General features: G+C 60.0%; 14 protein-coding genes. 10 read left to right on the top strand and 4 right to left on the bottom strand.

Annotation, left to right across the window (positions count from 1 at the left end):
* Window positions 1-285 precede the first annotated feature (285 nt).
* From IEX75_RS19690 to IEX75_RS19725, 8 genes are all read left to right on the top strand, one after another.
* Window positions 286-2454: a TonB-dependent receptor family protein gene (locus IEX75_RS19690; RefSeq protein WP_188796947.1), complete on the top strand. Its 2169-nt coding sequence runs from the start codon at window positions 286-288 to the stop codon at window positions 2452-2454.
* Window positions 2455-2595: 141 nt separating this feature from the next.
* The gene (locus tag IEX75_RS19695) at window positions 2596-5817 is read left to right on the top strand and encodes a WD40/YVTN/BNR-like repeat-containing protein (protein ID WP_188796949.1); all 3222 of its coding nucleotides are present in this window, start codon (window positions 2596-2598) and stop codon (window positions 5815-5817) included.
* Between the two features lie 472 nt (window positions 5818-6289).
* Complete coding sequence (locus tag IEX75_RS19700; RefSeq protein ID WP_188796951.1) at window positions 6290-7933, top strand: OFA family MFS transporter; 1644 nt, start codon at window positions 6290-6292, stop codon at window positions 7931-7933.
* Window positions 7934-7946: 13 nt separating this feature from the next.
* On the top strand, window positions 7947-8447 hold the full coding sequence (locus IEX75_RS19705; RefSeq protein WP_188796953.1) for a formate dehydrogenase subunit gamma: 501 nt from the start codon (window positions 7947-7949) through the stop codon (window positions 8445-8447).
* On the top strand, window positions 8444-10030 hold the full coding sequence (locus IEX75_RS19710; RefSeq protein ID WP_188796955.1) for a formate dehydrogenase beta subunit: 1587 nt from the start codon (window positions 8444-8446) through the stop codon (window positions 10028-10030). Before IEX75_RS19705 ends, IEX75_RS19710 begins: the two co-directional genes overlap by 4 nt.
* Window positions 10031-10167: 137 nt before the next feature.
* Window positions 10168-13047 carry a formate dehydrogenase subunit alpha gene (gene fdhF, locus IEX75_RS19715; RefSeq protein ID WP_188796957.1) on the top strand — a complete coding sequence of 960 codons (2880 nt, stop codon included), beginning with the start codon at window positions 10168-10170 and terminating at the stop codon, window positions 13045-13047.
* A complete protein-coding gene (fdhD, locus tag IEX75_RS19720) occupies window positions 13028-13879 on the top strand; it encodes a formate dehydrogenase accessory sulfurtransferase FdhD (protein ID WP_188796959.1) in 852 nt (283 codons plus the stop codon). The genes fdhF and fdhD overlap by 20 nt, the downstream gene beginning before the upstream one ends.
* A complete protein-coding gene (locus IEX75_RS19725; RefSeq protein ID WP_188796961.1) occupies window positions 13876-14109 on the top strand; it encodes a formate dehydrogenase subunit delta in 234 nt (77 codons plus the stop codon). Before fdhD ends, IEX75_RS19725 begins: the two co-directional genes overlap by 4 nt.
* A 166-nt stretch (window positions 14110-14275) precedes the next feature.
* Here the strand turns inward: IEX75_RS19725 and IEX75_RS19730 are convergent, their stop codons facing one another.
* A complete protein-coding gene (locus IEX75_RS19730) occupies window positions 14276-17467 on the bottom strand; it encodes a TonB-dependent receptor (RefSeq protein ID WP_229720980.1) in 3192 nt (1063 codons plus the stop codon).
* 824 nt (window positions 17468-18291) lie between these two features.
* Here IEX75_RS19730 and IEX75_RS19735 point away from each other — a divergent pair.
* The gene (locus IEX75_RS19735) at window positions 18292-18963 is read left to right on the top strand and encodes a glycoside hydrolase family 11 protein (RefSeq protein WP_188796963.1); all 672 of its coding nucleotides are present in this window, start codon (window positions 18292-18294) and stop codon (window positions 18961-18963) included.
* 82 nt (window positions 18964-19045) lie between these two features.
* Window positions 19046-19924 carry a formylglycine-generating enzyme family protein gene (locus tag IEX75_RS19740; protein ID WP_188796965.1) on the top strand — a complete coding sequence of 293 codons (879 nt, stop codon included), beginning with the start codon at window positions 19046-19048 and terminating at the stop codon, window positions 19922-19924.
* 65 nt (window positions 19925-19989) lie between these two features.
* Here IEX75_RS19740 and IEX75_RS19745 read toward each other — a convergent pair whose 3' ends face one another.
* From IEX75_RS19745 to IEX75_RS19755, 3 genes are all read right to left on the bottom strand, one after another.
* The gene (locus tag IEX75_RS19745) at window positions 19990-20967 is read right to left on the bottom strand and encodes an ABC transporter ATP-binding protein (RefSeq protein ID WP_188796967.1); all 978 of its coding nucleotides are present in this window, start codon (window positions 20965-20967) and stop codon (window positions 19990-19992) included.
* Complete coding sequence (locus tag IEX75_RS19750) at window positions 20967-21728, bottom strand: ABC transporter permease subunit (RefSeq protein WP_229720981.1); 762 nt, start codon at window positions 21726-21728, stop codon at window positions 20967-20969. Before IEX75_RS19750 ends, IEX75_RS19745 begins: the two co-directional genes overlap by 1 nt.
* Window positions 21729-21813: 85 nt before the next feature.
* The gene (locus IEX75_RS19755) at window positions 21814-22668 is read right to left on the bottom strand and encodes an extracellular solute-binding protein (protein WP_229720982.1); all 855 of its coding nucleotides are present in this window, start codon (window positions 22666-22668) and stop codon (window positions 21814-21816) included.
* Window positions 22669-22753 lie beyond the last annotated feature (85 nt).

A 22753-nucleotide genomic window follows, 5' to 3' on the forward strand; every position in this document is an offset into this window, starting at 1 on the left:
CGCGTGACCCTCTGTGTCGTCATTCCAGCATAGGTGGGAATCCACTTGGACGTTGTGCCAAAGCAACAATGGATTCCCGCTTGCGCGGGAATGACGTCCGTGTGGTTGCGCAACATGCTTGCGAGGTTGCCCCTTACCCTGACCCTCTCGCCGGAGAGGCAAGGAAGCTGTCGCCACACTGTAGCGCTGTCGTCGCTGATCCCAAAGGGTAAACCGATGGCATATAGCCAAGTGCAGTCACATGCGCGATAAAGCACGGCTGTCTTGCCATTGCCAGGAACCCGCATGCTGCCGTTGTGCCACGCTGCGCTGCCATTCGCCTTGTTGCTTGCGCTGGCCTCCGTCTCAACCTTCGCGCAGGACAGCGATCAAGCCACTGGCATCCACAAGACCACCAAGCTGCCTGCGGTGAACGTCAACGCCAATGACTGGCGCAAATACCAGAAGGCGAAGCTGCAATACCAGATGCCGGAAGTGGACGGCCCCAAGATCACCGTCACCAGGAAAACCACGGTGACGCATCTGGAAAACCAGCCCACGGTGGTCAGCAACAACCTCAACCAGGCGCTTGCGCGCACGCCCGGTGTGCTGGTTTCCGAACAACCCACGCCTACGCAGTTCAATTTCAGCTATCGCGGCATCGGCAATCCCCAGGAATCGGAGTTCGTGCTGGTGATGCAGGACGGCATTCCAATGGAAGGCGATTGGATCGGCTTTCCTACGCTGTATGCGTTTCCGATGACGCAGAGCTTGTCTGAAGTGCAGCTCATCCGTGGCGGTTCCAGCCTGCTCTATGGGCCCGAGCCGGCGCCGGTGATCAACCTGGTATCCAAGCGCCCGGCGCCGAATACGCCGCTCACCATGAGTACTGAAAACGTGGTCGGCGAACACGGATTGTTGTCCAGCTACAACGTGATCGAACGCAACCAGGGCGCGTGGGCATTTCGTGCCGATGCGGGTTATGTGCATAGCGATGGCACGCGCGCCAACGATGGCTCGCAGAATCGGCAGGCCGACTTCTACCTGGCCTACAAACCGGACGACCACCAGCAGTGGTGGCTGGATTTTCATGCGATCAGTGCTGCATCCGGCGATCCAGGGCGGCTGAGTTATACGCAATGGCAGCAGGACCCGCGCACTGTCACCACGCCGTACAACCGCGACTGGGTGAACCGCGATCAGCTGGTGCTGGGCCACACGCATGATTTCGGCAATCAATGGTCGCTGGATGCCAAGCTGTGGTTCACCTATCAGGACCTGGTCAGCCGCGCGGCGAAAGCGGCGTTGCCGGGCCAACTGCCGCCGAGCAACACCACGCTGCAGGATGAGGCCTTCCGCACCTACGGCGCCGACGTGCGCCTGCGCAAGAACTGGGGGCATGGCAATGCCTTCACCATTGGCACGGTGATGTACTACGGCAGCGATCCGTTCCGGCAATGGAGCAGTCCGGACCTGATGGTGGCGCGCGATGACCACAGCGGCACGCAGATCCTCAACCAGCGCCGTAATTCGCAATACAACTCGGTGTTTGCCGAGAACGTGTTCCGCCTGCCGCATCGCATTCATATCGTGCCGTCGGTACGCCTGGAGCGCGAACGCATTTCGGTGGACGAAACGGTGCATCCGCCGTTCCTGTCACGCCCGCTGATCAAAGAAACCGACACGCGCCATCTGCCGTTGTTCGGCCTGGGCCTGGGCAACGATTTTGGTCACGGCAACGAAACGTATTTCAATGTTTCACAAGGCTGGCGTCCGCTGCGCTTCTTCGATGTCGCACCACCTTTCAGCAATCTGCTGGAAGGGCATGCCGCGCAATTGTCCAAATCGGTGTCGTGGGAAGCTGGTGTGCACGGTGCGCCGGTCACCGGCTTGTATTACGACGTGAGCGTGTTCTGGATCAATTTCCGCAATCGCCTCGAAACGCAGTACATCAACGCCATCGACACCGTCTACGTCAATACGGGTGATACGCGCAGCCGCGGATTGGAAGCGCAACTCGATTACGATTTCTTCGCGCCCACGGAGCTGGCCACCGAAGGCCAGCACCTGGAAACCTTCGTCAATGCCAGCCTTCTCAACGCCAGGTTCGTCGCCAGCGCCATTCCTGGACAGGTGGGCAAAACACCGGCATTTTCACCGGACTATCTGATCAAGACCGGCGTTACCTGGCGCAACGAACGCGTCAAGCTCAGCCTTACCGCGGTCTCGTCAGCGGCACAGTACTGGCAGGATTCCGATCAATCGTACGGCAGCGGCCTGACCTATATGCCGGCGCGCATGCCGGCGTATACCGTGGTGGATGTCGCTTCGGATTGGCAGTTGAACCATTCGCTGCGCTTGTTGGCGGGGATCAGCAATCTCGGCGATCGGCATTACTTTGATCGCGTTTGGCAGAATGGATTGGAGCCGGCGTTTGGCAGAACTTGGTATACGGGGTTTGCGCTGACGTATTAACGTAGGTTGGGGTGCAAACCCGAACATCGGGATGCATGGGAGATGCAGGGGTTTACACCCCAACCTACGGAGTAAAAAAACAACGATGGCTCTCTCCTGGAGTGAAGAGGGCTTATTTCCATCTTGAAGCGGGAGTTCACGATGTCGACACGCTCTCTCCTCCGTCCCCTTTCCGCGCTTGCTTGTGCATGTGTGCTCGCCAGCGCCGCCGCGTTGCATGCGGATACGACGCCAACCCCCAACCACGCCAGCGATGCCCTTCAGTGGCGCCTTGTCGGCCCCTTCCGTGGTGGTTGGGCCACCATGGCTGCGGGTGATCCTTCCAAACCCGATACTTTCTACATCGGCACCGCTGGCGGCGGCGTGTGGAAAACGAGCGACGCCGGCCGCACCTGGCAGCCGAGCTTCGGCAACGTGCGCACTGCACCCATCGGCGCCATCGCCGTTGCGCCTTCCAACCCAAACGTGATCTACGCCGGCTCCGGACAGGTTGCAGCGCGCTACGACGTCGCGGCTGGCAACGGCATGTATCGTTCCGATGACGGTGGCAAAACGTGGCAGCACATCGGTCTTATCGAGAGCAAGCACATCGGCCGCATCCTGGTCGACCCGCATGATGCAAACAGCTTGCTGGTCGGCGTGCTTGGCCACTACTTCGGCCCGAACAAGGAGCGCGGCGTCTACCGCTCCACCGATGGCGGCAAGACGTGGCAGCAAACCCTTTTCGTCGACGCTGACACCGGCGTTGTCGATCTTGCAGCCGATCCATCCAACCCGAACGTCGTCTATGCCGCGACATGGCAAGTGCGCAATTACCCATGGCTGTCGTACTTCCAGCCGAATGCGGGGCCGGGCAGTGGCCTGTACAAATCCACCGATGGCGGTGTGACTTGGAAGCGCATCAGCGGTGGCGGTTGGCCGAGCGGCACGTTGGCGCGCATCGGCATTGCTACGGCAAGCGGCAATCGCGTGTACGCGGTGGTGAACTCTGCCGATCCGCACAAAGACAGCGGCCTGTATCGTTCTGATGACGGCGGCGCTACGTGGCAAGTAGAAAGCCACGAATCCTGGCTGCCGAACGATTACTTCAGCCGCATCACCGTCGATCCGAAGGATCCAGATCGCATCTATTCGGCAGGACAATCCATCCGTCGTTCCGACGACGGCGGCAAGCATTGGACTGTCTTCAAAGGAGCACCGGGCGGCGACGATTACCATTTCCTGTGGCTCGATCCGCGCGACTCGCAGCGCATGATTGCCGCGAGCGACCAAGGTGCCGTCGTCACCGTTAATGGAGGCAAGAGTTGGAGCAGCTGGTACAACCAACCCACCGGCCAGTTCTATCACCTTGCCACGGACAACCAGTTCCCTTACTGGATTTATTCCGGCCAGCAGGATTCCGGCACGGTCGGCATCGCCAGCCGCAGCGACTACGGCTCCATTTCCTATCGCGACTGGCGTCCCGTCGGCGGTGACGAGCGCGATTACGACGTGCCGTATCCAGACGATCCCAACATCGTGTTCGGTTCTGGCCTCGGCGGACGCGTATCGCGTTGGGATCGGCGCACCGGTGTCGTGCAGAACGTCACCGCGTGGCCGGTCAGCAGCTATGGCTTGCGCCCCACTAATTTCAAATATCACTACACGTGGATCACGCCGATCGCTTTTTCCGCCAAGGCGCCGTACGCGCTTTATCTCGGCGCCCAGGTATTGTTCCGCAGCACCGACCAAGGTCAGCATTGGGAGGTGATCAGCCCTGATCTCAGTGCGAAGAAAGAAGGCGCTACCGAAGGTTGCCAAGGCAACCCCAATGCGCAACAAGCACGCGATTGTGGCTATGGCGTGATCTATAGCATCGCACCGTCACCCTTCAGCAACGACGAAATCTGGATCGGCACCGACGATGGCTCCATCCAGTTCACCCGTGACGGCGGCAAGAATTGGCAGAACGTCACGCCAAAAGACTTGCCGCACTGGGGCATCGTCAGCTCGCTCGATCTTTCCGCGGTTCAGCAGGGCACTGCCTACGCTGCTGTCGACAATCACCGCCAGGACGATTTCCGTCCGCATGTGTGGCGCACGCATGACTACGGCAAAACCTGGACGGATATTTCCGCCGGCTTGCCGGAAGATGACTTTGTCAGTGTCGTGCGCGCCGATACCCAGCGCGAAGGCCTGCTCTTCGCCGGTACCGATCGCGGCGTGTATGTGTCATACGACGACGGTGCACACTGGCAATCCCTGCAACGCAATCTACCCACCGCATGGGTGCGCGATTTGACCATTCACGGCAACGACTTGGTTGCCGGCACACAGGGCAGGGCGATCTGGATCCTCGACGACATCACGCCGTTGCGTCAGGCCAGTGCCGATAACGCGCGCAAGACTACGCTCTACACACCCGCGGATGCGGTACGCGTGCGCGCGAACGAAAACAAAGACACGCCGCTACCGCCCGATGAGCCGCTTGGCCAGAATCCACCTGCCGGCGCCATCATCGATTACCAGTTGGCCGGCGCCGCGAAAGGCCCTGTAACGCTGGATATTCTCGATAGCGACGGCAAAACCGTGCGCCACTTCTCCAGCGCCGACAAGCCGGAAAACCTGCCTGCTGAGCGTTACTTCCAGAAAGGCTGGCTCGGCGCGCCGGAAACACTCGGCACCAGTGCCGGCATGCATCGCTTCGTCTGGAACTTGCGCTACCCGCGCCCGGAAGCCTTGCTCTACGGCTATAGCATCGCCGCCACCTGGGATTCCGACACGCCGCTCACGCCCGAAGGCCCGATGGCGCTGCCGGGTCAATACCAGGTGGTGCTCACCGTCAACGGCAAATCCTATCGCGCGCCGTTGAACGTCGTGCCTGATCCGCGCGTCGCAATCGACCAGAACGCACTTGCCGAAGGCCTGGCTTTCTCGAAGGACATCGGCACAGCGCTGCAACAAGTCTGGCAAACCCACGGTGAAGTGGATGGCGTGCGTGATCAGCTCGACGACGCAGAGAAAAAACTCGGCAGCAACAAAGCCATGCAAGAGGAGATCGACGCCTTCCGCAAGAAGACCGATCCGCTCGTTTCCGGTGACAGCGAAAACTCCACCAACCTCGAAGGCATGAACGACGCGCTCACTGTCATTGCATCCGATGTCGAAGGTGCGGATCGCGCGCCGACCGATGGACAGCGGCAGGCGTTTGCGGAGTACAAGGCGAATCTGGACAAGGCCGTTGCGCAGTGGCAGTCGATGCGTGGTGCTGATCTCGCCACACTCAATTCGCATCTGCACGCTGCAGGCATCAAGGCGATCACTGTGCCGGCGGCGAATCAGATCCACGCAGAAGGTCCGGCTGATTCGGACGATGTTCCTTAATCTTGCGACATGCCAGCTCCCTCTCCCCTTCGGGGAGAGGGGTGGGGTGAGGGGCGAATCTTGCGGGAAATCCACCTATCCCTCACCGTCATTCCGGCGAAGGCCGGAATCTATGGCAAGCACGAAGATGGATTCCGGCCTTCGCCGGAATGACGGTACGCTAAAGATCAAACATCTACGCGCCGGCTGGCATGGAACCCCAACTTTCTTTCGGCATCCCTGATGCTGGGATTGCATTCCAGTCTACGTGCTGCAATTTTTTGATGCACATCCGCACGGCAGATGTTTGTCGCATCAGCGATGATCATCTCGTCTGCCTAAAACTGCACACGAGTGATCCGTAGGGCATGCTGCGAAGCAGCAACCCTCTCATAGCTTTCATGTTTGTAACCATTCTTCTCATGTATTTGAGCTAGAGTCAGAAGGTCGTTGACGCGACAGGTTGTCTCGAGCGAATCATGAGGAGACGAGCATGACAGTAGTGCCTGAATCTGTATCGGCGTCGGGGGGAACGACGTCAGGTTTGTTGGCAAGGGAACGCACCATCGCGGGGCCGCGTTTCAATCGCTGGTTCGTGCCGCCGGCAGCGTTGGCCATCCATTTGTGCATTGGCATGGCATACGGTTTTTCGGTGTTCTGGCTGCCGATGAGCAAGCTGGTGCCGGGAGCGGCGAGTTGCGAGAGTCTTGGTTTTTTTGCGCAGCTGTTTGCGGGTTCGTGCAATTGGACGGTGCCTGCCGTCACGCATATTTTTGAAACCTTTATCGCCATGCTCGGCATTTCCGCCGCGATCTGGGGTGGATGGCTGGAGCATGCCGGGCCGCGCAAGGCCGGTTTTATTGCCGCGTTGTGCTGGGGCGGTGGGTTGGTGATCGGCGGTATCGGTGTGTCGATGCACCAGCTGTGGGTGGTGTTTCTTGGTTGCGGTGTGCTCGGCGGTATTGGTCTTGGCCTGGGCTATATCACGCCGGTGTCCACCTTGATCAAATGGTTTCCGGATCGTCGTGGCCTGGCGACCGGTTTTGCCATCATGGGTTTTGGTGGCGGCGCGATGATCGGTGCGCCGATTGCCGTGGCACTGATGGCGCGCTTCGCGCATGGCGAAATTGCGGGCGTAGCCAGTACGTTGATCGTGATGGGCGTGATCTACGTGATTGCCATGACCGCCGGAGCGTTCGGTTTCCGGGTGCCGCCAGTCGGTTGGAAGCCACTTGGGTGGAGCGGAGAGGCGGTTAAGAGCAGCCTCATCACGACCAAGCACGTGCATTTGAACCGCGCATGGAAAACGCCGCAGTTCTGGATGATCTGGATCGTGCTGTGCATGAACGTGACAGCGGGCATCGGTGTGCTTGCCATGGCCAGCCCGATGTTCCAGGAGGTGTTCGGCGGGCGCTTGCTCGGCATTGATGCAAACACGCCGCTTACGGTGGCGCAGAAGGCGTCGATCGTGGCAGCGGCGGCAGGGCTGGTGGGGCTGCTCAGCCTGTTCAACAGTCTAGGCCGTATTTTCTGGGCGTCAGTGTCTGATTTCCTGGGTCGCAAGAACACCTACGTGGCGTTCTTCGTGCTCGGCATCGTGCTCTATTGCGCGCTGCCGACGTTGGGGCACATGGGCATGGCCGGCGTGTTCGTGATCGCCGTCTGCATCATCATTTCCATGTACGGTGGTGGCTTCTCCACGGTGCCGGCTTACCTGGCCGACATTTTCGGTACCCAAATGGTGGGCGCCATTCATGGTCGCTTGCTGACAGCCTGGTCCGTAGCGGGTGTTGTCGGTCCATTTCTGATTGCCGCTGTGCGGCAGGCTCAGTTGGATGCCGGTGTCGCCAAGAACCTGGTGTACGACCGTACGCTGTATATCCTGGCCAGCCTGCTGCTGATTGGCCTTATCGCCAATTTAATGGTCAGGCCGGTCAAGGAAGCGCACCATATGACCGACGAGGAACTCGCGCACGAGCGGTCGCTGCAGCACGAGGCGCCTCATGTCGTGGCCAATGCCGATCAGGCGGCGCGCGGCAGCTTCGGCATCGTGGGCGTGGTCGCCTGGGCCCTGGTCGGCATTCCGTTCCTGATTGGCGTTTGGATTGCGCTGAGCAAGGCTGCCGCGTTGTTTTGAGGATCGACCTGTTATGAAAACCGCAAAAAGCGTCGCATCGTTGCCACCGATCGATGAAAGGATCCGCGGTGCCGTACTCGACGTGACCGCCAGGCTGAAGGATCAGCCTGGCGCCTTGCTTCCCATCCTGCATGGCGTGCAGGACTCCCTGGGTTACGTACCCGATGAAGCCATCCCGCTGATCGCGCGCGAGTTGAACCTGTCGCGCGCCGACGTGCATGGTGTGGTGACCTTCTATCACTACTTCCGCACGCATCCGGCCGGCCAGCGCACCATCTATCTGTGCCGCGCGGAATCCTGTCAATCGATGGGCGCCACGAAGCTGGAGCAGCACGTGAAGCAGCGGCTCGGCGTGGATTTTCATCAAACCACGGCGGACGGCACGTTCACGCTGGAACCGGTCTACTGCCTGGGTAACTGCGCGTGCTCACCGGCCATGATGGTGGATGACGAGTTGAAAGGCCGCATGACGCCGGAAGGCTTCGATGCGTGGCTGCTGTCGGAGGCCAAATGAGCACGATCGTCTACGTGCCGCACGATGCCAGCGCTTTGTCGCTAGGCGCGGATGCCGTCGCCAAGGCGATCCAAGCCGAAGCGGCGTCGCGCAATATCGATGTGCGCATGGTGCGCAATGGTTCTCGCGGCCTGTATTGGCTGGAGCCGATGGTGGAAGTGGAAACGCCCGCGGGGCGTGTCGCTTATGGCCCCGTACAACCGACCGATGTACTGGGTCTGTTCGATGCCGATTTTCTGCATGGCGGCGACGATGTTTTGAAGCTGGGACTCACCGAGGACATCCCGTGGTTGAAGAGCCAGCAGCGCCTTACCTTTGCGCGTGTCGGCATCGTCGATCCACGCAACCTGGATGATTATCTGGCGCACGATGGTTATCGCGGACTCGCTGCCGCATTGACGATGGAACCGGCGGCGATCATGCAAGCAGTTACCGATTCGGGCTTGCGTGGCCGTGGCGGCGCGGCGTTTCCGGCCGGCATCAAATGGAAAACCTGCCTGGATGTCAGTGCCGATCAGAAATACATCGTCTGCAATGCGGACGAAGGTGATTCCGGCACCTTTTCCGATCGCATGATCATGGAAGGCGATCCCTTCGTGCTGATCGAAGGGATGACTATCGCCGGCCTGGCAGTGGGTGCAACACGCGGCTACATCTATCTGCGCATTGAATACCCGCATGCACAGCGTGCGCTGCAAGCAGCGATCGATACAGCCAAGGCGCGCGGTTATCTCGGCGACAACATCTGTGGCAGCGGCAAGGCCTTCCATCTGGAAGTGCGCATGGGTGCCGGTGCCTACATCTGCGGTGAGGAAACCTCGCTGCTGGAGAGCCTGGAAGGCAAGCGCGGCCAGGTGCGTTTCAAGCCGCCGCTGCCGGCCATCCAGGGCTTGTTTGGCAAACCCACCGTGATCAATAACGTGATTACATTGGCGACGGTGCCGATCATTCTCGATCGCGGCGCCGCGTTCTATCGCGACTACGGTACGGGCAAATCGCGCGGCACGCTGCCGTTGCAACTGGCCGGCAACCTGAAGCGAACGGGGTTAGTGGAGCGCGCTTTCGGACTTACCTTGCGCGAGCTGATCGAAGGTTACGGCGGCGGCACGGCAAGCGGACGTCCTGTGCGGGCGGTGCAAGTCGGTGGTCCGTTGGGCGCCTACATTCCTGCATCGCAGCTGGATACGCCGATCGATTACGAAGCCTTTGCCGCCATCGGCGGCATGGTGGGGCACGGCGGCGTGGTGGTGTTTGACGATACCGTTGATATGGCTGCGCAAGCGCGGTTCGCGATGGAGTTCTGCGCGATCGAATCGTGCGGCAAGTGCACGCCGTGCCGTATCGGTTCTACGCGTGGTGTGGAAGTGATCGATCGCATCGTTGCCGGTGATGATGCGGAGAAAGCGCGCAACGAAGTGTTGCTGCGCGATCTGTGCCAGACGATGGTGGCGGGTTCGCTGTGCGCGCTGGGTGGCATGGCGCCGTTTCCGGTATTGAGTGCGTTGGATCATTTTCATGAGGATTTTGAAGGTAAGAAGCACCCGCCTCTAAGCCCTCTCCCCTCCGGGGAGAGGGTTGGGTGAGGGGCAAATCTTGCAGCAAGGTTATGCAGGTGCGGAGTCGTGGCTTGATTGATGTTTCTGGCAAGCCTTTGCCCCTCACCCCCACCCCTCTCCCCAAAGGGGCGAGGGGCTATGTATCGTTGAGGAGGTAGTTAGTCATGCTGTCCATCGTCGACATCGACCGCGGTACCCCCGCCGTCAAATCGGACAAGCAGGTCACGCTGGAAATCGATGGCCGGAGTATCCGCGTGCCGGAAGGCACCTCCGTGATGCGCGCTGCGTCTCAGGCTGGCATCAACATTCCCAAGCTGTGCGCCACCGACATGCTGGATGCCTTCGGTTCCTGCCGCTTGTGCCTGGTGGAGATCGAAGGGCGCAAGGGCTACCCCGCATCATGCACCACACCGGTGACGGAAGGCATGAAGGTCAGCACGCAAACGTCAAAGCTGGCCGATATCCGCCGCGGCGTCATGGAGCTATACATCTCCGACCATCCACTGGATTGCCTGACCTGCCCAGCCAACGGCCACTGCGAGTTGCAGGATATGGCTGGCGTGGTGGGCCTGCGCGAAGTGCGCTACGGCTACGACGGCGAGAACCATGTCTTCGCCAAAACGAAAGAGGGCGACGTCAACCCGCATTTCGCGCCCAAGGACGAATCCAATCCTTACTTCACCTTCGATCCCTCCAAGTGCATTGTCTGTTCGCGTTGCGTGCGCGCCTGCGATGAAGTGCAGGGCACGTTCGCGCTCACTATTCAGGGGCGTGGCTTTGAGTCGAAGGTGTCGGCCAGCCAGGACAATGCCTTCCTGGATTCCGAGTGCGTTTCCTGCGGCGCTTGTGTGCAGGCTTGCCCGACCGCGACGCTATCGGAGAATACGCTGATCGAACGCGGCCAGGCCGAGCACAGCATCGTCACGACGTGTGCCTATTGCGGCGTAGGTTGCAGTTTCCGTGCGGAGATGAAGGGCGAGGAAATCGTGCGCATGGTGCCGAACAAGGATGGCCATGCCAACCACGGCCATTCCTGCGTGAAAGGGCGTTTTGCCATTGGCTATGCCACCCATCCCGATCGCATCAACACGCCGATGATCCGCCAGAAGATCAGCGATCCCTGGCGCATTGTGAGCTGGGACGAAGCCATCGCGCACGTTGCCGGCGAGTTCAAGCGGCTGCAGGCCAAATATGGCAAGTTTTCGATCGGCGGCATTACGTCATCGCGTTGCACGAACGAGGAAACCTACCTCGTGCAGAAGCTGGTGCGTGCCGGCTTCGGCAACAATAACGTGGATACCTGCGCGCGTGTCTGCCATTCGCCGACGGGGTATGGGTTGAAGTCGACTATGGGCGAGTCGGCCGGTACGCAGGATTTTGATTCCATCGAATACACCGATGTGGTGCTGGTGATTGGCGCCAATCCCACCGATGCGCATCCAGTCTTCGGTTCGCAAATGAAGCAGCGCTTGCGTGCCGGCGCCAAGCTGATCGTGATCGACCCGCGCCGCATCGACCTGGTGCGTACGCCGCACATCAAGGCGGACTATCACTTGAAGCTCCGGCCTGGCACCAACGTGGCCATGCTCAACGCACTGGCCCACGTGATCGTCACCGAAGGGCTGGTCGACGAGGACTTCGTCGCCGCGCGTTGCGAACAGCTGGCGTTCGAGAAGTGGCGTGCGTTCGTCGCGCAGGAAAATCACAGCCCCGAAGCGATGGAAGCCGAAACCGGCGTGCCTGCTGCGATGATCCGTGGCGCAGCGCGGCTGTACGCCACAGGCGGCAACGCTGCGATCTATTACGGTCTGGGTGTTACCGAACACTCGCAAGGTTCTACCGCCGTGATGGGCATTGCCAACCTCGCCATGGCCACCGGCAACATCGGCCGTGAAGGCGTGGGTGTCAATCCGCTGCGCGGGCAGAACAACGTGCAGGGCTCTTGCGACATGGGTTCGTTCCCGCATGAGTTCACCGGCTATCGCCACGTGGGCGATCCGGTGGTGCGCGCCTCGTTCGAAGCGGCCTGGGGCGTACACCTGCATGACGAACCCGGCTTGCGTATTCCCAATATGTTCGAGGCTGCCATCGATGGCAGTTTCAAAGGCTTGTACATCGAAGGCGAGGACATCGCCCAATCCGATCCCAACACGCAGCACGTCACGGCTGCACTGGAAGCGATGGAATGCGTGGTGGTGCAGGACCTGTTCCTCAATGAAACCGCCAAGTTTGCGCACGTGTTCCTGCCTGGTTGCTCGTTCCTTGAGAAGGACGGCACCTTCATCAATGCCGAACGCCGTATTTCGCGCGTGCGCAAGGTGATGGAGCCGAAGAATGGCTATGCGGATTGGGAGGTGACCCAATGGCTGGCCAATGCCATGGGTTATCCCATGAACTACCAGCATCCTTCCGAGATCATGGACGAGATCGCACGCTTGACGCCCACCTTCCATGCCGTGAGCTTCGAGAAGATCGACCGCCTCGGCTCGATCCAGTGGCCGTGCAATGAGGAACATCCGGAAGGCACGCCCGTGATGCATGTCGGTGAGTTCGTGCGCGGCAAGGGCCGCTTCATGCTTACCGAATACGTGCCGACATCGGAGAAGGTCAATGCGACGTATCCGTTGATCCTGACCACGGGACGCATCCTCAGCCAGTACAACGTGGGCGCGCAGACGCGCCGCACCGCCAACGTGATGTGGCACGACGAGGATCGCCTGGAGATCCACCCGCACGACGCGGAGGAACGCGGCATCAGCGAAGACGATTGGGTCGGCATTGAAAGCCGTGCAGGCCAGACGGTATTGCGCGCACGCATTTCCGAGCGCATGCAGCCGGGCGTGGTCTACACCACCTTCCACTTCCCCGGCTCAGGCGCCAACGTGATCACCACCGAAAACTCGGATTGGGCCACCAACTGCCCCGAATACAAGGTGACGGCCGTACAGGTGACGCGCGTCAACCAGCCTTCGGAATGGCAGAAGCGCTATCAGGCTTTCACCCAAACGCAGCAGGCTTTGTTGGATGCAGCGGAAACATCTTGATCCATCGCCTGCCGGCAACGGCTACGTGACTCGCCGTGTGGATCGCTACCGCCACGGCAAGCACGAGCACGCGAACGACGCCATCACCGAAGAAGTGCCGGTGGCGATGCTCTACAACGACGTACCTTTCGCCGTGATGATGGTGACGCCGCTGGATCTGGAGGATTTCGCGCTGGGCTTTTCGCTGAGCGAAGGGCTGGTGGCGAAGCCGGAAGACTTGTTGTCCATCGACGTGCGCCCGCGCCTGGAAGGCGTGGAACTGGCGATGCAGGTGGCATCCGATACGGTCAACCAGCGCGTCGGTGAGGGTGGTGAGCGGCTGCTGCCGGGACGCAGTGGTTGCGGCCTGTGCGGTGCGCGCATGCTGGAAGATGCCGTGCGCCATCCTGCTCCCGTAGGCCATGGACCGAGCATCGAAGCATCCGCGTTGGAGCATGCACTGGAAGCGCTGCAGACCCAGCAGCCCGTGAACAACGCCACGGGTTCCGTACATGCTGCGGCGTGGGTCGATGTCGACGGCAAAATCATGCTGGTGCGCGAGGACGTCGGCCGCCATAACGCGTTGGACAAATTGATTGGTGCGATGGTGACGGCGCGCCTCGATGCGCAGCTGGGTTTCCTGCTCGTCACCAGCCGTGCCAGCTATGAAATGGTCACCAAAGCCGCCAGTGCGGGTATCACCTTGATGGCGGCGATTTCCGCGCCCACCGCGCTGGCCATCCACCTGGCCGAAAGCACGCGTATGACCCTGGTCGGTTTTGCGCGGCCTGGAAGCTACGTCGTCTACACTCATCCGCAGCGCTTGCTGCACGCTGCAGGAGCAACGGCATGAATATCGAACGTCTGGTTGCGATGGTTAATGATATCGGCCGCTACTTTGCTGCCGAGCCGGATGAAGCGCTGGGCGTGGCGGGAATTGCCGATCACTTGAAGCGGTTCTGGGAGCCGGGGATGCGCAAGCAGATCGTGGCGCATCTGGCAGCGGGTGGCGAAGGTTTGGAGCCGTTGGCGAAGAAGGGCGTCGGGCGGCTGGCAGAAATCGATGGCAAGTTGCATGCGTAAGTAGGTTGGGGTGCAAACCCCAACGTCGCCATGCCCATTGGTGCGCCATGTTGAGGTTTGCACCCCAAACTGCATAAAAAAAACCGCCGCCGGCATGCATACAACACCGGCGGCGGGAACGGGGACAGGCAAACGTCAATCAGCTTGCGTGTCAGCTGGGGAATCGTCAGAAGCTTGCGCGGAATACGAGTTCGTAGCGACGATCGGTCATGAACAGCGCGCGCGTGTACAAGTTCCAATCCACGTAACCGTTGATGTACGTGGTGGGTCCCATCAGCACCTTCTGCACGGTGTTGGTGAGATTGTTCATTTGCAGGCCCACCTGCATGCTCTTGTTGAGGTGATAGAAGATCGAGGCGTCGAGCTGGCCTGATGCAGCGTTCCACATCGGCAGATAGGTGTCGCCTGAATCAACCGGCGTGATCAGATAGCGGCTGCGCCACGACCAGGCCAGGCGAGCCGACCAGTTGCCGTACTCATACATGCCTGTGACGTTGTAGTTGTGTGGCGACAGGCCCTGCATGGGGAGGCCAGGGTTGGTGACGACATCGCTCGATGGACACGAGCCGTTGCCATGGTTTGGATCGCACGAGGTGGTGCCTTGGATCTTGCTGCTCTGCAGGAAGGTGTAGTTGGCCTGCACACCTAGACCCTTCAAGGCGCCCGGCAAGAAATCAAAGAATTGCGAGTAGCCTGCTTCGGCACCTTTGACCGTGCCACGACCCGCGTTGGTGGGGCCGCTTACTGCCACCGGTACACCGTCGATGATCTGCGTGTGGACTTCGGTCGTGGTGTAGTTGGAAAGGTTCTTCTTGAACAGCGTGGTGTACAGCTCGCCGGTAGGCGCGAAATACCATTCCAGTGCGGCATCGAACTGATTGGCCTCCAGCGGCTTCAGGTTGGGATTGCCGCCGGTGGTGGCGTTGAAGCCGGCGAGCTTTGCCTGCTGGCCCGCGCCGGCTGCACTCCACGACGTGCCGATCACCATGTACGAATTGAGCTGGCTGATGGTCGGGCGGGTCATCGCCTTGGAGGCGGCCAGACGCAGTTGCAACGTGTCGGTCAGCTTGAAGCGCAGGTTAAGGCTGGGTAGCACGTTGTGGTAGCTGTAAGCGCCGTTGATGGGTGTCGTGGCGCCGTTGAACAGCGCCATCTCGGCGGGCGTGATGCCTGCGGAATTCTGGATGGTGTTCGACGAGGGGTAGGTGACGGAGCCGTTCGCATTCACGCTGGTGCGGACGAAGCGCAGGCCGATGTTGCCGTCGAAGGGAGTGCCCAGCGCCGTGTCGTTGCCAAAATACAGCGAGGCATAGGCGGCCTGGGTCGATTCGTGCATGTAGTCGGCGCTCATGCCTGAGCCGGGATTACATACGTCGCCCTGGCTCGTGCTGAAGATTTGCGGACACCAGCCGCCTGCACCGCCGGACATTTCAAGCGCACGCAATGCTGAAATCGCGCCGTAGTAATTGCCCACCAGCGCCATGGTGGGAAATACCAGCGTACTGGGCAGCCTGGTCTGGCCGCGGAAGAAGTCGCTGAATGTAAATTGCTGGTTCATCCACGCCGGGACGTTGTTAGTCCAGTCCAGTGAAGAGGGGCCTTTGTAGCCGCCTTCCCAGTCCTGGCTGATGGGGCCCCAGTTGTAACTGCTGCTGTTGTTGTTGCTGTACGTATCGTGGTTGGTGAAACGTACGCCCACACGGAAGTACTGCAGCCAGTTGCTGTCCTCGAAGTTGTATTCGAGGTCGGTGCGCACGGTGCGCATCATCGCGTAGTCGTACTCGAGATGATCCAGCGCGGCGCCGAGGTAGTAGTTGGCGTAGTTGGTCAGGCTATTGGGATTGGTGGTGTTCGATGGAATGTACTTGTACGTCGTATTGTTCAGCAGCGTAAGGCTGGGTATGCCGCCATCCATGTTCACCTCGGCGGGCGGCATGAAGAACTGGTTGTACACCGTGAAGTCGATCGTGTTGGCGGTGGACTTGACGAGTTGTATGCCGCCCGACCAGATCATGTTGCTGCTGATGTTGTACTTGAACGTGTTGGTCCAGTCGGTAGTGCGCACGAACTGGGTCTGCTGGCGGGTGAGGGCGTAGTAATTGGGCCCACCGATCGGCGGGTAACCCGTGTTCAGCGTTGCCTTGGCGGGGCCGGTGCCACCTCCCTGCCACGACGCGGACGCCATGTCGCCGCTCTCGTAGACGCCGTTGTCGTAGTCGAACGACGTGCCCGGCACCGGGATCATGTTGTAGTAGTTGCCCTCGTTGGTCTGGACTTCGTGCTCCTGCCACTGAAGGTTGTAAGTGGAGCGGAAGAAGCGCGAATCGAATTCCAGGTTGTCGGTCGGACGCCACTGGAAGGCGCCGTAAATACCGGTGCGCCTGCGTTGCATGTCCATCTCGTAATAGTTGATATCGCCCGGAATCGCCACGTTGCCGGCGGATGACGTGGGTTCGCACGGGCAATTGCCGAGATTGTTTTGAGGTTCGAGCACGTAGGGATTGATCTGGATGCCGTCGGTGCGCGAGGCCAATTCGGAGAAAGACACATCGAACAATGCACCGAATTCGCCGAGGTTTTCGGTCTTCCAGCGATTGCTGTACAGGAACGATGCGGACGGTTTGCTCCGCTTCGACATGTCGCCTTCATTGACGCCCGTCGAGAAAGCGGCCACCTGGCCTGGTGCGTCAAATGGCATGCGCGTGCGTAGATCCACCGTGCCGCCGATACCGCCCTCGATAAGTTCCGCGGATGGGTTCTTGTAGACGTCCACGCCTTGCATCAGCTCCGCTGGTACGTCCTCGAAGCTCAGCGCGCGGCCATTGTTGGCGGAGAAGCTTTCGGCGCCGTTGAGCAGGCTGGCGACGTAGGGCAGGCCACGGATCAGCACGCCGCTGCCTTCGGCGGACGGATGGTCCGGATCGTCATCGGCCAGATAGTGGTCGACCGTCACGCCACTGATGCGCTGCAGGGTTTCGGTCACGCTGCGGTCGGGCAGTGCGTTGATGTCGGTGGCGGTGACCGAATCGATGATCTGGTCTGCGTTCTGTTTCAGCGACTGCGACGATTCGAGGCTGGCGCGAATACCCGTAACGGTGACGCCGGCAAGATTCTTGATGTCGTTCGGTTGCTCGGTTTTTTTCTTCTTCGCGGGATCGGCTTTTGCGTCAGCGGTAGCTGGCTTCGGTGCCGAAGCGTTGGCGGTGGGGCCGGTGTTTTGCGCCAGGGACGCCGCCGGTACATCCAGCCATGCCAAACCCAAGGCGACTGCTATGGCCAGTCGGCGGCCGGACAACGAAACGGTGGCAGATGGATACGCGCCATGCTGCAACCCCAAAGTTTGCCTCTTGCTCTTCATCTTTCGACACTCCCCTCGTCGGTATGCAAGGCCGTTACTGGCGTGCGCCAGCCGGCTTATCTGTTTTTCATCGTCATGCCGGACTTAAGCCGGTCAAGCCATTTGGCAAGGCGCCCCCGGCGCCCCGTCTTGGGCGTTGGCGTAGTGGATATGACGGGTCATGCACGCACAATTACGAAACAGCGGATGGACTTTAATGATTTTTCATTTGCATTCGCCGCATTGAGTTAGCGCTACCAATATCATGATTTATGGGTAAAAACATTTGATGCGATGCAAAAATATGGTGCAGGAATGCGTGACGATAGCGCGAAAAAGCGCACGGCCGTACGGCGAAACGAGTGTGGTGAAGAAAGCATGACCATACGGCGTGATGCGTCACGGAAAGGAATTTTGCATACGCAAATCCATAAAGCTGCTTCGTGCGTTGTGCAGGAAACGGTGCTTTTTGCCCAGCATTGCGCCGCAGGCCACTCTGGCGGGTTATACCTACGGCGTTGCATGCCTGGATCGGAAAACATCAACAACACGACGCGTTTGACTGAAACTTGCAGGAGCCCATCGTTGCGGCTCACTCTTCACTTGACTTTCCTGATGTCATCATGCGTAGATTTTGGTGCGTCTATGATAGCGTTAACACAAATGCCGCTAACTTGACGCGTATTGCTTGTTGCTTGCGATGATCGGCTCCTTTCCATGGCATGCAGGGGCGCAGCGTGGCAAGCATCAGGCTACGTGGTTTGACTATATGTAAAGCTGCGTCGATTCGCTTAGCGCACGCTACGCGCTGTCGTCGTACGTCATCAACGAACGAGGACCATCCTATGCAAGCATCTAGCTTCGTGGCGTCACGCGTTCAAAAGAGCATCTTCTTCGCCGTTATGGCAACTTGCTCAGCCATGGCGGCCAATGCCCAGACGGTACAAAACAACGGAACGGGCACGAACAACGGCTACTACTATTCGCTGTATACCAGCAGCGGCTCGGCCAGCATGACGTTTCCCGAAGCCGGTACCTATCCTGGTAATTACGCCATCACCTGGTCCGGTGTCGGCGACATGGTTGGCGGCAAAGGCTGGAGCACCGGCGGCAACATGAGCGTGGGCTATAACGTCGGCTCCGCCAGTGGCTACAACACGATATCGGTTTATGGGTGGACGACGAATCCGCTCGTCGAGTACTACATCACCGAGCTTGGTTCGCTGTACACCGCCAATGCCACTTACAAAGGCAGCATGACCAGCGATGGGCACAGCTACAGCACTTACGAGCATTTGCAGGTGAACCAGCCTTCCATCGAAGGCACTGCCACGTTCGAACAGTACCTGGATGACTGGGGTGGGGCATCGATCGGCAGCAACTACACCGTCACCACCGGCAACCACTTCAGCCATTGGCAGAGCCTTGGCATGAATCTCGGCAGCTTCAATTACATGATCCTGGCGACGGAGGCTTATAACGGCGCCAGCGGGGAAGTGAACGCAACCGTGTGGTAAGCACGCTCGACATGGTGACGCCGGCGACCGGGTCGCCGGCGGTTTCATGCATGTGAAAGAACCATCCGGAACATCCACGCCGATGAAAAAGTCGTTCCTTTTGATGGCCGTCTTGCTGGTTGCAAACGTGGCACTTGCCATGCCTGCAGGTGGCGCTGTGCCCGACAGCTTCATCTTGGTCAAGGGCGGTACCTTCAAGAACAAGGCGTCCAATTACTACGGGAAAGGCGTGGTCGTATCGGATTTCTATATCGACAAATACGACGTTACCCAAAAAGAATGGATCGAGGTGATGGGCAACAACCCCTCGCAATTCAAAGGCGACAATCGGCCGGTAGAAACGGTGAGCTGGTATGACGCCATTGAATATTGCAACAAGCGGAGCATCAAGGAGGGATTGCAACCCTATTACCGCATCGACAGACGCAGCAAAGATCCCAACAATCAGCCAGATCCCAAATTCGGCGAGCTCGACCATATAAAGTGGACGGTGACGATCAACGAAGGCGCCAACGGTTACCGTTTGCCGACGGAAGCGCAATGGGAATATGCAGCCAGCGGTGGCCAGCTGAGTCAGGGCTACACCTATAGCGGCAGCGACAACATCGACGACGTCGCCTGGTATTGGAGAAATTCCGGCGATAACACGTTGACGGGATGGTGGAGCTGGCCCGCCATCGCGCAGAACCATGATCAAACCCAACCGGTCGGCAGCAAGAAGCCCAACGAGCTGGGGCTCTACGATATGTCAGGCAACGTGCGGGAATGGTGCTGGGATTGGCGAGGAAGTCTGGCGAGCAACGTCGCGGATCCCCGAGGCAGCCAAAGCGGCTTTGGCAAGGTTTGGAAGGGTGGTGGTTGGATGGGTGTTGCCTTTACCGCTGCAGTGGCATTTCGGGGCAGCCTGGCGGCGAACGGTAGCGGCCCTGATCAGGGTTTTCGTGTTGTGTTGAGTCCGTAGGTTGGGGTGCAAACCCCAACATCGCCATACGTGTCATCACACCATGTTGGGGTTTGCACGCCAACCTACGAATTCCGTTTCCACCAATGAATCGCCTCAACAGGAAGCTGCACGGCTACCGATTCGGGAACGGCCTGGTCTACCGCCGCCGACACCCACAATCGCCCTTGGCCGCATCGCACGCCCAGTTGCACCGTGCGCCCCATGACATGCCGCACTTCGACCGACACCGGAACGGCATCCGGCAAATCATCATGTGCGTCCACCAAGCGAATCGCTTCCGGATCGATCGCCCAATCGACGTCTCCTGCAAACGTATCGCTGTCGATGGGAAACGCAATGGCACCGTCCTGCCATATCAATCGTCGTGCACCATCGATTCGTCCGCGATACACATTGCGATGCCCAAGCAAACGTGCTGCCGAACCGTCAATGGGGTTCGCATTGACCTCGCCAGGTGATCCGATCTGGATGATGTGCCGTCCGTGCATCAACACTAACCGGTCCGCGACGGCCGCCAAGTGCGGATCGTGACTGACTGCCAGCGCGGGTATGCCGAATTCGTGCACTTCACCGATCAATTCCGCAATCACGTCGTCGCGAGTGACCGGATCGAGGGCAGAGGTGGGTTCATCCAGCAACAGCAGCTGCGGCCTGCGTGCCAGGGCGCGTGCCAGGGCCACGCGTTGCTGTTGTCCGCCGGATAGCGTGCCTGGATAACGCTCCGCAAAGGCTGCCATATGCACGCGTTCCAGCAGTTGCGATGCTTGCGCACGCCGCTGCGCGCCGCGCAATGCAAAGGCTACGTTCTGCCAGGCATTGAGGTGCGGAAACAACGCATAGCCTTGCGGCAGATAACCCACGGCACGGTGCTGTGGCGCCATGCCGCCGAACGGTTCGCCTTGCGCCGGTGTCAGTCCCGCAATTGCGCGCAATAGCAGTGATTTACCTTCGCCGCTGGCGCCGAGCAGCACGGTAAAGCCTTCGACGTCGAAGGTGGCATGCAAGGCGACAGGGTGCTCGATCCGGTAATCGATACGCATCAGATCAGGCGCCTGCGACGGGCAGCTAGGCCAAGTATCAGCGGCAGCGGCATGGCGACCAGGAAGAACACCCACAGCAGCGGATACACCGCATTCAATCCGATGTTCTGCAAGTTCACCCACAGCTTCACCGGGATGCCTTGCGGGTAATACGCCACGATCAGCACCGCGCCGAACTCACCCAGTGCACGTACCCACGCAAGCGCGATCGCCGCGGCGAGACCAAGCCGTGCGAGCGGAAGGCTGACGTGCACGAAACTACGCCATGGCGAATGGCCAAGCGTCAGGGCGATCTGCTCCAACTCGCGCGGTACACCTTCGAACGCAGCGCGCGCGGCAATTACGTAGTAGGGAAGGGCGCTGTAGAACTGCGCCATGACGAAGGCCGGTCCGGAATTGGTGAGCGTAAGGCCAGCACGTTCCAACAAGCTGCCGGCCAGCGCGTACGGGCCGTACATGGATGCCAGCAGCAGGCCGAGCGCCAGCGGTGGTGTGAGCAGGGCGAGCAGCAGCAGCGCATCGATCAGCCATTGGCCACGCATGTGGTGGCGCGCCAACCACCATGCGAGCGGTGTGCCCAGCGCAATGATCAGGATCAGGGCGAGCACGCTATAGCAGAGCGATACCGCGATGGCACTGCCATCACCGTCGGCGAAGCCGAAGTGGCTCCATGAGGTGACGAAGGCGAGGCCGATGAAGGGGGCGGCGAGCAGGAGCAGCGTCAATGCGCTGATCAAAGCGGATAGGCCTGACCGAGGCACGGCCGACGTCATGTTTGCGGGATGCGATCCCTCCCCCTGCTTGCGGGGGGAGGTTGGGAGAGCGCAGATTGCCGCGAGCGGCGAATCACAAGCCGTTTCCACGTGGCGGGCTGTAACCATGCTCGCGAAACAACGCCTGACCTTCCGCGCTTTGCAGGAAGCTCACGAAGTCGCGCGCCAACGCCGGCTGCTGCGCATTGCCTAGTGCGCCCGCGTAGAACACCAGCGGCTGCACGCGCAGCGTCTTGCCGTTGTCCAGCGTGATGGAGGCGCGGTCATACCAGGGCTTCTGCATATCCGGATTACCGAGATTGATCTCATCCGGCAGCACAATCGTCGGAAGATGATGCGATTGCGCCGCGCTGAGATAGCCGATGGCCGCATCGATCTGACCGGCTTCCAAGCGCGACATCAGCGACGGTTCGGTGAAGATCTGCGTCGGATTCTGCGGCGCACCTGCAATGGTCTTCAGCAGATCGGGCTGATGGTAGTAGTCCGCCGCAAGCTGCAGCGTCAGCAACATGTTCGCGCCCTGCGGATCGACGGCCGGGTCGGTGCGGCCGAGGCGCAAGCTTTTTTCGCTGAGCACGTCGTACCATTTCTTTTCACCACGCGACGCTGCAGCGAAGTCGGCGGCGAAGCGGCTGTGCGGGCTGTAGATCACGACCATCTGCGTGCTGGCGACAGGAACCGCACTGGTCACCAGCCCGGCTTGCTTAAGCACCTGCATGGGGCCTGGGGTGATGGTGACGAAGACATCTGCCTGCAACTGGTGCGCGGCGAGCAGCCGCGCCAAGGCATAGGAGCCTTGGCCGATGCCCTGGTAGGTGGCGTGATGGGTTTTGGCGAAGGCGGGGCCGGCGGCGTTGTCCATGACGACGCCCATGGAGCCGGCGTATGCGATGCGGATCACCGATGGCGTCTGTGCCAAAGCTGTCATGCACATCAGGCTGCACGCCACAAAAGCGAAGAAGTGCAACAGCTTTCTCTGGAAGCTTCTTGGAGCCTGGCCGTCATTGCGGCGA

Source organism: Dyella nitratireducens (genome assembly GCF_014642835.1).
Lineage (GTDB): Bacteria > Pseudomonadota > Gammaproteobacteria > Xanthomonadales > Rhodanobacteraceae > Dyella_B > Dyella_B nitratireducens.